This window comes from Streptococcus nidrosiense (genome assembly GCF_042140045.1).
Taxonomy (GTDB): Bacteria; Bacillota; Bacilli; order Lactobacillales; family Streptococcaceae; genus Streptococcus; species Streptococcus nidrosiense.
Genome location: NZ_CP152419.1, coordinates 524,805 through 538,714, shown reverse-complemented (window position 1 = coordinate 538,714; position 13,910 = coordinate 524,805). Strand labels below are relative to the sequence as shown.

Sequence of the window (13,910 nt, the reverse complement as noted above, 5' to 3'; positions counted from 1 at the left end):
AGGAAACTGCTTACAGAAAAAGAGGCGGCAAACCTTCTCTTTCTCTAATTATACCGATGAACTAGCTCTTTCGATTAAAGCATAGGGGCGAATAACTGAGCTACTTCTTTGATTAATGTTTGATACCAAGTAGGCTTGATTGTTCCAGGAAAAATTTCTTGTGATACTTCAAAAATCTCTTCAAAGTCCTTACGAATATCTACAATCGATGGTGTTTCGTACAATAAAACTGCATTTTCATAGTGGTGAACCAAGCTGCGATAATCAAGATTTATGGTTCCAACAACCGCAAATCGATCATCAACAATCATTTGCTTACTATGGATAAAACCAGGAGTATACTCGTAGATACGTACACCAGCAGACAAAAGGTTAGGATAAGACCCTCGAGTTACTAACTGGATGAGCTTTTTATCTGGGATAAATGGAGTTATAATTCTCACATCTACGCCTCGCATAGCCGCATTTTTGATATCCTCTGTCAAATCATAATCAATAATGAGATAAGGCGTGGTGATGTAGACAAAATCTTCCGCTTGATTAATCAGATTTTGATAAACGATTTTACCCACCTTCATTCTATAGATAGGCTTGGGTCCACTGCCATATGGGATACATAGACCGCCACCTGGTCGTGTCTGATTTTCCAAATGATACTGATCAAAATCACTGATTTCTCCACGGTTGATATACCAGTTCATGAGAAATAGTCTGGTAAAGGCCTGAGTCGCTGGACCATCTATCCGAATCCCACTATCTTTCCAGTGTCCAAAACGTTCAATCTGATTGATATATTCGTCTGCAAGATTAATCCCGCCAGTATAGGAAATTTGCCCATCAATGACTAATATTTTTCGGTGGTCACGGTTATTATAGGCCACTGTCATACGTGGAATCACCTTATTAAACTTATGAGCATCAATCCCTTTAGAGCGTAAATGAACAGTATAATCCCCCGGCAAGGTCACCATGCAACCAATATCGTCGTAGAGCATCTTGACCTCGACTCCCTGAGCTGCCTTTTCTTCCAGAATCTCAAGCATGCTATCCCACATTAACCCCTCTTCGACAATGTAGTATTCTAGAAAAATAAATTTTTTAGCTCTCTTTAGATCCTCCAGCATCTGTTGCCACATTTCCTCACCATTTGCAAAGAATTGTGAGTCTGTCTGATCATAAACTTCTGCATTACTGTCCATATGCAATAAGGCATTGATAATCCCGTAGGCAGATTTATCAGTTTCCTGTATATCTTTATGAAGACTATGTTCGTGCTTTTCATGAGATGTGATAGCACGAAGTTCCTGTAATTGTTTAAATTCCTTTTTTGATAATCGACGCTCACCAAACATGATATAAAGCAAGGGACCAAAAACAGGGACAAAAGTGACAATCAACCACGTCACCTTGCTTTCAGGCGACATAGAACGATTAACAATGGCTAAAACAGTTGCCACGCTGACCAGAAATACAAGAGCAACCCAAACAAGTGGAGCAATCTGGCTCATGTAAAGAATGACTGCAAAAACTACAAATAATTCTATCAGGATAATCGCAATACTAAAGCCATACTTGGACATCAATAGTCGAAATTTTCTAGTTCCCATAACTCCCCCTCAATTTCTAAGTCTACTCCCTAATTCAACGTCTGAAAACGCTTGTTACCTTCTAGTATACTTAGTTTCATAAAACTTAGCAAGTCTTTTCTGTTTAGGCCGATAGTTCTACCTATAAAATCATTTAAAAAGCAGGCAATTTACATTTGCCTGCTTTTTACAATTTCAACGCCAACATATTGACCGTCATACCAGCTGCAGTTCCCATCAAGAAGATAGTATCTCCTTCCTTCACATAGCCATGATCGAGTGCATAGGCCAAGCCAAAAGGTACAGCAACGGAAACCATATTCCCATACTCACTGACAATATTGAGATACTTGTCTTTGCTAACTCCTAGTTTATCCATAACAAGTGGTAATGCTCGGCTAGCTTGGTGTGGAATAATATAGTCTACAGCATCTTTAGAGATACCAGATTTCTCTTGGAATTCTTGGAACATTTCTGGAATGACACGAGCAGAAAGCAAGAGGATCTTCTTCCCTTTCATATCAAACATGAAATTGGTCTTAGTTTCCTCAGAGTACTCTTTTGGTTGATAAGAAGTCAGACCTCCACGGATTTCAGTATCGTGGACTCCCTCCGACCAAGTGCGTTGAAGGCTTGCTATCACTCCCTTATCCTTGTCACTTGCTTGGAAAATAAAGGCTGCGGCCCCATCACCAAAGAGTTCATAACTTTCTTTTTGCTTTGGATTGAGACCCAAGCTACCAACTTCACTAGATACAATCAAAACGCGATGATATTCTCCTGCTTCAATCAAATATGACATCGTTGATAGAGCAGAGATAAAACTTGTACAAGTCGTATTGATATCCATAGCTGGAATAGAAAGTCCTTTTGCCACGCGTTCATGGATCAAAGCTGCCGTACATGGAATAGGCTGAACACCTACCGCGCTAGCTGATACAAGGCAATCAATGTCTTTAATACTTAAGTTTGCATTTTCAAGTGCACGTTGGATAGCCGCTTCTGCCAAATCTAGCTGTGTTTGTTCATTTTCTACGACACGATAACGCGTTTGGTCTTTAAATTGCACTGTATTTTTTGGAAGGTAAACTCCATAGCCTGCAATTTCTACATGTCTTTTCACTTCTGTCATAATCTTTTGTCCTTTCATAAACGTTGGATACGTTTGAGCTTACGACTTGTATCCCATTGATAATCTGAAAATCGAATTTCAGGTACTTTAAACTCTTTTTGTTGAGCCAGGAGTTGGAACTGCTCTGTAATTGCTGTTTCAACTTGCTCATCCCTTCGACTCAGACAAACTTCTACTAACTTTTCAGAATGCTGTTTAACTTGATAATCTCCGACATTCTCCACAAAGAGAATGCAACGTCTGATAAAGTCAGGATAAATCGTGACCTGACCTCCATCTTGTCCATCAAAATAGAAGATATCGTCAGAACGTCCTTCAACCTTGTCAATCCTTGTATAATGAGATCCACAAGGACAAGGTTCAGGATTTTCAACCAAGATATCATTGAGCTGGTAGCGATAAACAGGCTGACTACTTCGCTTAAAGTCCGTAATCACTGGATAAAAACGGCGGTCATCTAGATACTGCTTTTCTACAAAGATAATGTCTTCGTTAAGATGCAGATTGCCAGCTGAGCAAGTGCAGGCTAGGAAACCTTCTGTCGCCTGATAAACTTGATCAATAATGGATAGAGAAAAGGCTGCTGCAATCCGTCCCCTATCACTATCTTCCAAGATTTCCGCCACCGAAACGATTTTTTGTGGGTGAATAGCTAACTCTCCATCCTTGAGACGCTTGCTCAATTCAATCAACATAGAAGCAGGTGCCACCACAATGGTCGGTTGATAATTGTTGAGACGCTCGATATGCTCATCTGTATTCTTGAAAATATCAAAGTACTCTAAACGAATAAGTGCCGTATTGATTGTCTGATACAATTCATTATCCGCTCTGAGGAAAAAGGCTATGCGATGTCCAAAAAGGTGACCTTTGGGCAACATCTTGGCTAGAATTGCCGCCGCCCACATACTTCTCTCTTTTTCGGTTGTGATAAAGAGTCCCCGGTGTCCAGATGTTCCAGAAGACAGCCCAACAGCTATTTCTCCTTTGAGTTCTGTAAAATTTCGAGTCTTTTCACTTTCGATAGCCAAAGCCAAGGCCTCATCTCGATCCACTCCTTGAGTATTGAGCTCATTGAAATGCGTCATCATAAAAGCTTTATCCATATGGTCAAAGTCGTGAGGCACACCATTTTTAAAATAAGGTGATTCACGTTTTAGAAATTCCATATAGGCATCTAGTTGCTTTTTCTGATAGCTTTCTAAGGCTTCTCGAGACTTAAAATTATGAAGCCAACGAGTCTGGATAAAAGTTTTAAGAAAGGTTATTTTTTTCATACAAAATCCGCTCAATCCTTTCTATAGGGTCATGGCTGACAAGCGCTTCTATACCATCATTTAACACCTCTTCCAGCAACTCTGTTCCTTTGATATAGTCAGTCTTACTATCTTGAACCAAGGAAGGAATCAGATGCATCTGTTTCGTATAGGGTAAGAGGTCAATTCCCCAACAAAGATCCGCTGCGATAAAGAGACGATAATCTGGCATAAAGAGACAGGCTTGACCCTTAGCATGCCCATCAATAGAAGCTACCAGGATACTTCCGTCTCCAAAAAGATCATTGGTGAAAAAACGATAATTGAAGTTGGAGTTTTGCTGATCTGCCTTGATGACTGTCAATCTTTCCTCGAAGTCACTCGGCAAAAATTCTTTAAAAATTAAATCTTTTAGTTTGGGTTTCTTATAAACATCATATACTTCTTGAGTCAGTATAAAGGTTGCGTTCGGAAAGAAGCTAGCCCCTCCTAAATGATCTGGATGTAGATGAGACAGCAGGACATAATTAATTTCTTCTGGTTTAATTCCTTTAGCCTTCAGCAAATGCGAAATCTGATCCTGCTCTGTCATTTGAACGGGCGTCCCCAAGCGATATAAAGCATATCTTAGTTTTGTCTTAATATCGTAGTGATAGCCCGTATCATAGAGCAAATAACCTTTATCCCTGTGCTTGATAAGGAAAACTCCTGCTGGGAAAGTCATCTTTCTATTCTTGACACCTTTAAAGAGCAAGCCGGCATAACTCGTACAATATCCCGCTGGGAAATACTCAATGCTTTCGATAATCTTGGACATATTGTTCAATCCCTTCTGAAATACTAATTTTCGGACGATACCCCAATTCCCTCTCAGCCTTGCTAATATCCAGTGTTTGACTATAGCGAAGCAAGTAATAGGTATATCGTGTCAAAGGTGGTTCCCCTTTCAGATTCAAGGACTTGTAAAGAAACTCTAAACTACTTGCAATTCCCGATAAGAGATATGCTGGAATTTTTCTATACCTGATTGGGTAGCCCAAACCTACCAAACTTTCCTCTAGCAAATCTCTAAAAGCCCTCGGTTCACCATTAGTAATGTTATAGACCTCACCTTTTGCTTCTGGGACTTCTAAGGCTAAACGGATTGCGAGAGCAACATTTTCCACGCAAGTCATGTCCATGAGCTGACGCCCATCTCCAATTAAAGGAATACCAATTTTTTGACTAAGATTGATAACCCGTGGCAGGATGCTAGTATCTCCAATCCCAAAAAGCCCCCGAGGTCTCAAGATAATACTAGGAACATCTGGATAATCTTTAAAGAGTTTCTCTGAAGCCAATTTGCTACGGATATAATTATTGAGATTATTTCCCTCTGGAGCATCACTTTCTTTGATCCCTAGTTGATCTTTTGGAGCAGCATAGATGCTTGGTGAGGAAACATAGACTAAACGCTGCATACCTGTTTGGCGACATGCCTCGAGAACATATTTGGTTCCTAAAACATTGGCCTGATAAAAATCTTCCCAGGGACCCCAAACTGTTGACAGAGCTCCCGCATGAACGACCATATCCATCCCCTTGCAAGCTTCTACTACATCCTCAGCTTTGGTCAGATCTCCCTGAAAAAAACTAACCGAAGAATTCTCTAAAGAGCGACCAACCTGACTATTTCTACCAAAGGCTCTTACTTGATAACCATGTTCTACTAGTTCTTCTACTACATATTTACCCAAGAAACCAGTGGCTCCTGTAACTAATACTTTTTTCATCATTCTTTCTCCTTATCTGCTAACAGACGGTGGATTTCGCTTTCCAAAATTTCTGTTGGATGATAGGATTGTGCAGCCTGGCGGAGATTCTCCAATTCTGGCCAATTTTCTTTAGCTATTAATTTTTCAAAGGCCTGCCCAATCTCCTTGCTATTATCTCTTTTAGCTGTAAAAGCAACACCCGCTTCCACACCACGAACGGCATAATCAAATTGGTCGTAGTCATGAGGCAAAATCAAAGCTGGTTTACCATAAATGATACACTGATAAAAAATCCCAGCTCCACCATGATGAATCACATAATCCATCTGAGGAATGTATTCTTTGTAAGGAAGATAAGAAACAAGGGACAGATTCTCCATCAGATTCTCACACTGAAAAGGTTCTCCACCAACTCCACGAGTCACAAAAAAGTGAAAATCAGGATGCGCTTTGGCTAGTTGCTTCGCTTGAAAGATCAGATTATCTTTGGCCCATGCCAGTTGTGTCCCACAAGTAACCAAAACCTTTTTTCGATTAGGGAAAACCGACAAATCTAATGGATAATCCTCTCCAGCCTCAACAGAAGCACCAGAGGGCCCTACCCATTTATAGTGTTTTGGGAATCCTTTTTTTAACTCTACTTCTTTCATCCCTATACCAAGGATTGAATATGGAGAATAAATAGTCTCTTGGTCCAGCTGATTATAGAGTCTAAAATTATATCTCTTTAAACGATCACGAAACGAAAAAGATACAATCCGTTTCACTAACCGAGTTCCCTTTCTACCTAAAAATTGTACCGCAGCCTGCCAGGCATTCTTGGGACTCCCCATCCCACCGATTAGACATGGCGGGCCATCAGTAGTCTCTAAAACAAATTGTGTAGCCATGGTAGTTATCCAAGGAATACCAAGTTGATTAGCTACAAGACCACCAGATAAGGTTATAAAATCAGCAATAACAATATCTGGACGATTCTTTTGCCACTCATCCAATAATTGATCTGAAACTGAGTTAATTAAATCAATACTAGCAGACAACTGCCGATAGGCTGAAATAATTCCTAACTGCTCCTTATTGTTGGCAGCTTTTTCAAATTCCTTTACGTGTCCTTCTAAAATGGGAAGAACCTGAAAACCAACCGCCTCTGCAACAGCCTTTTTCTGAGGACCTGTAAGTAAACGAATCTCATACTGAGGATTTTGTAATAGTGGTGCAAGTAAATTCAAAGTAGGATAGAGATGCCCACTTAAGGGAACAGCCACTACATCGATTTTGATTTTCTTCATAATCCTAGCATATCAAATTTTCCAAAAAAGAACTATCACGAGGATAGTTCTTCTTAAATATTATTGGTTTTAAATCATAGGAATAGTATTTGATTCCCTAGTACATTATTTAAATATTCGGGAGGAATTCCTAATGTAAGAATCTTAAATTTACAATCCCTACAAAATTTTCCAAAAGAGCTTTGCTTAGAACAATTCCTTGTAGAAAGCAATAGTTTCTTCCAAAGTTGGCATGAATGGATTACCTGGTGCACAAGCATCAATCAAGGCATTCTTAGAAAGGTATTCAAAGTCAAAGTCTTTTTCTTCGATACCAAGCTCAGTCAGCTTCTTAGGAATACCGACAGTCTCAGAAAGTTTTTCAATTTCAGAAATAGCATAAGCCGCACATTCCTCATCTGATTTTCCTTCGATTTGCATACCCAAGGCCTTAGCAACATTACGGAAGGCTACAGGTACACGTTTGGCATTTTCACGCTCAACGACTGGCAAAAGCATAGCACAGCAAACGCCATGAGGCAAGTTATAGACAGCACCCAATTGGTGAGCCATTGAGTGAACATAGCCGAGTCCAGCATTGTTAAAGCTCATTCCTCCAAGGAAGATAGCATTAACCATACCTTCACGAGCTTCGATGTCGTGCCCGTTTTCTACTGCACGTGGAAGATATTCTTTGATCAGCTCGATAGCTCCGATAGAGAGTTTCTTAGTCACATCATAAGCACCTGGTGTTACCAAAGCTTCAACAGCATGAGTAAGAGCATCCATACCAGTAGCAGCAGTCAAAGCTTGAGGTTTTGAAACCATCAATTCAGGGTCATTAACAGAGATAAGAGCAAGACTGTTCTTATCAACCATTACCATTTTAACCTTACGTTCTTCATCAGTGATAACGTAGTTGATAGTAATTTCTGCTGATGTACCTGCAGTAGTATTGATCGCTACAACAGGAAGGCCTTTTTTAGCAGACTTATGCAAACCTTCATAATCCTGTGGCTTACCGCCATTAGTAGCGATTACAGAAATACAGCTAGCTGCATCCTGTGGAGAGCCACCACCGACAGAGATGATAAAGTCACAGTTATGCTCTTTCAAAGCAGCGACCCCATCCATGACATTTTTACAAGTAGGGTTCGGTTCAACATCACTAAAGATAACATAAGCAATTCCTTCATCATCTAAAGGTTTTAAAATTTTTGGCAAGATATCACTTGATTCAATATACTTATCTGTCACTAAAAGAGCCTTAGTATAGCCCAACTCCTTAACATAAGGACCAACTTCATTTACCACACCTTTACCAATAAGGTTGACTGCTGGAACGTAAAATGTTGCCATATTTTTTCCTCCTTGCGTTTTTCACGCTCTATATTTAGGTTAATTATATAATATATTTTCTGTATTTTCAAATATTTGTGATTTTTTTAACAAATAGGAGATTGAAAAAATATTTTAATAAAATTTCATAAGGAACAGATAACTAGACAAATTTGAGATGGATTATTTTATTGAAAAAAAATGGCTCTATAATTTCTGTAATGGGTAAAACCACCGTAGGAATTATGGAGCCTATTTTGTTGTAGAAAAAAAGCCTCATATGACCTATAATGAAAAGCGACAAAACAACTCATTAGAAAGATTCATATGGAACAATTACATTTTATCACAAAACTCCTTGATATCAAAGACCCTAACATCAAGTTTCTAGATATCGTCAATATGGATACACACAAGGAAATCATCGCTAAACTGGACTATGACGCCCCGTCTTGCCCTGATTGTGGAAATCAAATGAAGAAATATGATTTTCAAAAACTGTCTAAGATTCCTTACCTTGAAACGACGGGCATGCCTACTAGAATTCGCCTTAGAAAGAGTCGATTCAAGTGCTATCATTGCTCGAAAATGGCTGTCGCTGAGACCTCTCTCGTCAAGAAAAAACACCAAATTCCTCGTATTATCAACCAAAAGATTGCTCAAAAGTTGATTGAAAAGACTTCTATGACTGATATTGCCCATCAGCTATCCATTTCAACTTCAACTGTTATTCGTAAGCTCAATGACTTTCACTTTAAGCATGATTTTTCTCGTCTTCCAGAGATTATGTCTTGGGATGAGTATGCCTTTACCAAGGGAAAGATGAGCTTTATTGCACAAGATTTTGACAAGCTCAATATCATCACCCTTCTTGAAGGAAGAACACAAGCTATCATCCGCAATCACTTTCTTCGCTACGATAGAGCTGTTCGCTATCAGGTGAAAATCATTACTATGGATATGTTTAGCCCTTACTATGACTTAGCTAGACAACTTTTTCCGTGTGCTAAAATCGTTTTGGATCGTTTTCACATTGTTCAACATCTTAGCCGAGCTATGAGTCGGGTTCGTGTCCAAATCATAAATCAATTTGATCGAAAATCTCATGAATACAAGGCTATCAAGCGGTATTGGAAACTCATCCAACAAGATAGTCGTAAACTCAGCGATAAACGATTTTATCACCCTACTTTTCGCATGCACTTAACGAATAAAGAGATTCTAGACAAGCTTTTGAGCTATTCAGAAAAGTTGAAACACCACTATAATCTCATCAAACTTATCAAACGAAATGCTTTTGGCTTCCGGAACTTTGAAAACTTTAAAACCAGAATCCTCATTGCTTTGAACATAAAAAAGGAGAGAACCATGTTGGTCCTCTCCAGGTTATAACTTTTCATCAACCCACTACAGTTGACAGAGAGCCTAAAAAAAGAACAACCAGTGTTCTTACTCTGTAATATCAATCGGGAAGACAGGATTCGAACCTGCGACACCTTGGTCCCAAACCAAGTACTCTACCAAGCTGAGCTACTTCCCGAGTTAAATAGAAAAAATGCACCCTAGAGGAGTCGAACCTCTAACCGCCTGATTCGTAGTCAGGTACTCTATCCAGTTGAGCTAAGGGTGCTCATTATATGCCGAGGACCGGGATCGAACCGGTACGATCGTTACCAATCGCAGGATTTTAAGTCCTGTGCGTCTGCCAGTTCCGCCACCCCGGCCTCTCTAAGCGAACGACGGGATTCGAACCCGCGACCCCCACCTTGGCAAGGTGGTGTTCTACCACTGAACTACGTTCGCATCGACCTCTTGGTTATATTAAAAAAATGCCGGCTACATGACTTGAACACGCGACCCTCTGATTACAAATCAGATGCTCTACCAACTGAGCTAAGCCGGCTTATTTCTATTATGCGGGTTAAGGGACTTGAACCCCCACGCCGTTAAGCGCCAGATCCTAAATCTGGTGCGTCTGCCAATTCCGCCAAACCCGCAATGATGACCCGTACTGGGCTCGAACCAGTGACCCATTGATTAAAAGTCAATTGCTCTACCAACTGAGCTAACGAGTCTAAAATAACTTCCGTTATCTTAAACGGTCCCGACGGGAATCGAACCCGCGATCTTCGCCGTGACAGGGCGACGTGATAACCGCTACACTACGGGACCTATGGGAGTTAACGGGATCGAACCGCTGACCCTCTGCTTGTAAGGCAGATGCTCTCCCAGCTGAGCTAAACTCCCTTTAGCTAAGCGACTTCCTTATCTCACAGGGGGCAACCCCCAACTACTTCCGGCGTTCTAGGGCTTAACTTCTGTGTTCGGCATGGGTACAGGTGTATCTCCTAGGCTATCGTCACTTAACTTTGAGTAATACCTACTCAAAATTGAATATCTTTCAAATTTCACTTAAAATAATCACGCTTCGTATTCTCAGTTACTTTGGATAAGTCCTCGAGCTATTAGTATTAGTCCGCTACATGTGTCGCCACACTTCCACTTCTAACCTATCTACCTGATCATCTCTCAGGGCTCTTACTGATATAAAATCATGGGAAATCTCATCTTGAGGTGGGTTTCACACTTAGATGCTTTCAGCGTTTATCCCTTCCCTACATAGCTACCCAGCGATGCCTTTGGCAAGACAACTGGTACACCAGCGGTAAGTCCACTCTGGTCCTCTCGTACTAGGAGCAGATCCTCTCAAATTTCCTACGCCCGCGACGGATAGGGACCGAACTGTCTCACGACGTTCTGAACCCAGCTCGCGTGCCGCTTTAATGGGCGAACAGCCCAACCCTTGGGACCGACTACAGCCCCAGGATGCGACGAGCCGACATCGAGGTGCCAAACCTCCCCGTCGATGTGAACTCTTGGGGGAGATAAGCCTGTTATCCCCAGGGTAGCTTTTATCCGTTGAGCGATGGCCCTTCCATACGGAACCACCGGATCACTAAGCCCGACTTTCGTCCCTGCTCGAGTTGTAGCTCTCGCAGTCAAGCTCCCTTATACCTTTACACTCTGCGAATGATTTCCAACCATTCTGAGGGAACCTTTGGGCGCCTCCGTTACCTTTTAGGAGGCGACCGCCCCAGTCAAACTGCCCGTCAGACACTGTCTCCGATAGGGATCACCTATCTGGGTTAGAGTGGCCATAACACAAGGGTAGTATCCCAACAGCGTCTCCTTCGAAACTGGCGTCCCGATCTCATAGACTCCTACCTATCCTGTACATGTGGTACAGACACTCAATATCAAACTGCAGTAAAGCTCCATGGGGTCTTTCCGTCCTGTCGCGGGTAACCTGCATCTTCACAGGTACTAAAATTTCACCGAGTCTCTCGTTGAGACAGTGCCCAAATCATTACGCCTTTCGTGCGGGTCGGAACTTACCCGACAAGGAATTTCGCTACCTTAGGACCGTTATAGTTACGGCCGCCGTTTACTGGGGCTTCAATTCATACCTTCGCGTTTCCGCTAAGCACTCCTCTTAACCTTCCAGCACCGGGCAGGCGTCACCCCCTATACATCATCTTACGATTTAGCAGAGAGCTGTGTTTTTGATAAACAGTTGCTTGGGCCTATTCACTGCGGCTGACTTAAAGTCAGCACCCCTTCTCCCGAAGTTACGGGGTCATTTTGCCGAGTTCCTTAACGAGAGTTCTCTCGCTCACCTGAGGCTACTCGCCTCGACTACCTGTGTCGGTTTGCGGTACGGGTAGAGTATGTTTAAACGCTAGAAGCTTTTCTTGGCAGTGTGACGTCACTAACTTCGCTACTAAACTTCGCTCCCCATCACAGCTCAATGTTATAGAACTAAGCATTTAACTCAATTCACACCTCACTGCTTAGACAGACACTTCCAATCGTCTGCTTTAGTTAGCCTACTGCGTCCCTCCATCACTACATACTCTAGTACAGGAATATCAACCTGTTGTCCATCGGATACACCTTTCGGTCTCTCCTTAGGTCCCGACTAACCCAGGGCGGACGAGCCTTCCCTGGAAACCTTAGTCTTACGGTGGACAGGATTCTCACCTGTCTTTCGCTACTCATACCGGCATTCTCACTTCTATGCGTTCCAGCACTCCTCACGGTACACCTTCTTCACACATAGAACGCTCTCCTACCATACCTATAAAGGTATCCACAGCTTCGGTAAATTGTTTTAGCCCCGGTACATTTTCGGCGCAGGGTCACTCGACTAGTGAGCTATTACGCACTCTTTGAATGAATAGCTGCTTCTAAGCTAACATCCTAGTTGTCTGTGCAACCCCACATCCTTTTCCACTTAACAATTATTTTGGGACCTTAGCTGGTGGTCTGGGCTGTTTCCCTTTCGACTACGGATCTTAGCACTCGCAGTCTGACTGCCGACCATAATTCATTGGCATTCGGAGTTTATCTGAGATTGGTAATCCGGGATGGACCCCTCACCCAAACAGTGCTCTACCTCCAAGAATCTCTAATGTCGACGCTAGCCCTAAAGCTATTTCGGAGAGAACCAGCTATCTCCAAGTTCGTTTGGAATTTCTCCGCTACCCACAAGTCATCCAAGCACTTTTCAACGTGCCCTGGTTCGGTCCTCCAGTGCGTCTTACCGCACCTTCAACCTGCTCATGGGTAGGTCACATGGTTTCGGGTCTACGACATGATACTAAGACGCCCTATTCAGACTCGGTTTCCCTACGGCTCCGTCTCTTCAACTTAACCTCGCATCATATCGTAACTCGCCGGTTCATTCTACAAAAGGCACGCTCTCACCCATTAACGGGCTCGAACTTGTTGTAGGCACACGGTTTCAGGTTCTATTTCACTCCCCTCCCGGGGTGCTTTTCACCTTTCCCTCACGGTACTGGTTCACTATCGGTCACTAGGGAGTATTTAGGGTTGGGAGATGGTCCTCCCAGATTCCGACGGGATTTCACGTGTCCCGCCGTACTCAGGATACTGCTAGGTACAAAGACTATTTTGAATACGAGGCTATCACTCTCTTTGGCTGATTTTCCCAAACCATTCTTCTATAATCTTTGAGTCCACATTGCAGTCCTACAACCCCGAAGAGTAAACTCTTCGGTTTGCCCTTCTGCCGTTTCGCTCGCCGCTACTAAGGCAATCGCTTTTGCTTTCTCTTCCTGCAGCTACTTAGATGTTTCAGTTCACTGCGTCTTCCTCCTCATATCCTTAACAGATATGGGTAACAGGTAGTACCTGTTGGGTTCCCCCATTCGGAAATCCCTGGATCATCGCTTACTTACAGCTACCCAAGGCATATCGTCGTTTGTCACGTCCTTCTTCGGCTCCTAGTGCCAAGGCATCCACCGTGCGCCCTTATTAACTTAACCTTATTTTTCTGACCTTTCAGTCATAAACTCTTTATTAATACTACAGCGTTTTCGGTTTATTTTCTTGTTACTATTTGATATAGATATTCAATTTTCAATGTGCATTACTTGGTGATCTCTCACCAATGGAGCCTAGCGGGATCGAACCGCTGACCTCCTGCGTGCAAAGCAGGCGCTCTCCCAGCTGAGCTAAGGCCCCACAAGACCTCTCAAGACTAAACAAGACCA

General features: G+C 42.3%; 8 protein-coding genes, 10 tRNA genes and 2 rRNA genes. 1 reads left to right on the top strand and 19 read right to left on the bottom strand.

Annotated features, from left to right (window positions below; all coding sequences use genetic code 11):
- Positions 1 to 74 precede the first annotated feature (74 nt).
- From cls to AAFQ93_RS02670, 7 genes are all read right to left on the bottom strand, one after another.
- Complete coding sequence (gene cls, locus AAFQ93_RS02700) at positions 75 to 1,607, bottom strand: cardiolipin synthase (RefSeq protein ID WP_223140437.1); 1,533 nt, start codon at positions 1,605 to 1,607, stop codon at positions 75 to 77.
- Between the two features lie 166 nt (positions 1,608 to 1,773).
- Positions 1,774 to 2,718 (bottom strand): 3-oxoacyl-[acyl-carrier-protein] synthase III C-terminal domain-containing protein, encoded by a 945-nt coding sequence (locus AAFQ93_RS02695; RefSeq protein WP_223140436.1) that lies wholly within the window; start codon positions 2,716 to 2,718, stop codon positions 1,774 to 1,776.
- 14 nt (positions 2,719 to 2,732) lie between these two features.
- Positions 2,733 to 3,995 (bottom strand): F390 synthetase-related protein, encoded by a 1,263-nt coding sequence (locus AAFQ93_RS02690; RefSeq protein WP_223140435.1) that lies wholly within the window; start codon positions 3,993 to 3,995, stop codon positions 2,733 to 2,735.
- Entirely contained in the window at positions 3,973 to 4,791 is an 819-nt protein-coding gene (locus AAFQ93_RS02685; RefSeq protein ID WP_223140434.1) for an MBL fold metallo-hydrolase, read from the bottom strand. Before AAFQ93_RS02685 ends, AAFQ93_RS02690 begins: the two co-directional genes overlap by 23 nt.
- A complete protein-coding gene (locus AAFQ93_RS02680; protein ID WP_223140433.1) occupies positions 4,766 to 5,746 on the bottom strand; it encodes an NAD(P)-dependent oxidoreductase in 981 nt (326 codons plus the stop codon). The genes AAFQ93_RS02685 and AAFQ93_RS02680 overlap by 26 nt, the downstream gene beginning before the upstream one ends.
- Positions 5,746 to 7,017, bottom strand: coding sequence for a glycosyltransferase (locus tag AAFQ93_RS02675; RefSeq protein WP_375555511.1), 1,272 nt, complete (start codon positions 7,015 to 7,017; stop codon positions 5,746 to 5,748). Before AAFQ93_RS02675 ends, AAFQ93_RS02680 begins: the two co-directional genes overlap by 1 nt.
- Positions 7,018 to 7,203: 186 nt before the next feature.
- Positions 7,204 to 8,355 (bottom strand): iron-containing alcohol dehydrogenase, encoded by a 1,152-nt coding sequence (locus tag AAFQ93_RS02670; protein WP_375555510.1) that lies wholly within the window; start codon positions 8,353 to 8,355, stop codon positions 7,204 to 7,206.
- A 306-nt stretch (positions 8,356 to 8,661) separates the two neighbouring features.
- Between AAFQ93_RS02670 and AAFQ93_RS02665 the strand changes: the two genes are divergently transcribed.
- Complete coding sequence (locus tag AAFQ93_RS02665) at positions 8,662 to 9,726, top strand: ISL3 family transposase (protein WP_223140430.1); 1,065 nt, start codon at positions 8,662 to 8,664, stop codon at positions 9,724 to 9,726.
- 74 nt (positions 9,727 to 9,800) lie between these two features.
- Here AAFQ93_RS02665 and AAFQ93_RS02660 read toward each other — a convergent pair.
- From AAFQ93_RS02660 to AAFQ93_RS02605, 12 genes are all read right to left on the bottom strand, one after another.
- Positions 9,801 to 9,874, bottom strand: a tRNA-Pro gene (locus tag AAFQ93_RS02660).
- Positions 9,875 to 9,890: 16 nt separating this feature from the next.
- Positions 9,891 to 9,964: transfer RNA gene (locus AAFQ93_RS02655), tRNA-Arg, on the bottom strand.
- Between the two features lie 8 nt (positions 9,965 to 9,972).
- A tRNA-Leu gene (locus AAFQ93_RS02650) sits at positions 9,973 to 10,058 on the bottom strand.
- A 7-nt stretch (positions 10,059 to 10,065) separates the two neighbouring features.
- Positions 10,066 to 10,137: transfer RNA gene (locus AAFQ93_RS02645), tRNA-Gly, on the bottom strand.
- 27 nt (positions 10,138 to 10,164) lie between these two features.
- A tRNA-Thr gene (locus AAFQ93_RS02640) sits at positions 10,165 to 10,237 on the bottom strand.
- A 12-nt stretch (positions 10,238 to 10,249) separates the two neighbouring features.
- A tRNA-Leu gene (locus AAFQ93_RS02635) sits at positions 10,250 to 10,331 on the bottom strand.
- A gap of 5 nt (positions 10,332 to 10,336) precedes the next feature.
- Positions 10,337 to 10,409: transfer RNA gene (locus AAFQ93_RS02630), tRNA-Lys, on the bottom strand.
- A 24-nt stretch (positions 10,410 to 10,433) separates the two neighbouring features.
- Positions 10,434 to 10,506, bottom strand: a tRNA-Asp gene (locus AAFQ93_RS02625).
- 2 nt (positions 10,507 to 10,508) lie between these two features.
- Positions 10,509 to 10,581: transfer RNA gene (locus tag AAFQ93_RS02620), tRNA-Val, on the bottom strand.
- Between the two features lie 4 nt (positions 10,582 to 10,585).
- Positions 10,586 to 10,701 (bottom strand): 5S ribosomal RNA (rrf, locus tag AAFQ93_RS02615).
- A 78-nt stretch (positions 10,702 to 10,779) separates the two neighbouring features.
- Positions 10,780 to 13,682: ribosomal RNA gene (locus AAFQ93_RS02610) — 23S ribosomal RNA — on the bottom strand.
- A gap of 126 nt (positions 13,683 to 13,808) precedes the next feature.
- Positions 13,809 to 13,881, bottom strand: a tRNA-Ala gene (locus AAFQ93_RS02605).
- Between the last annotated feature and the right edge of the window lie 29 nt (positions 13,882 to 13,910).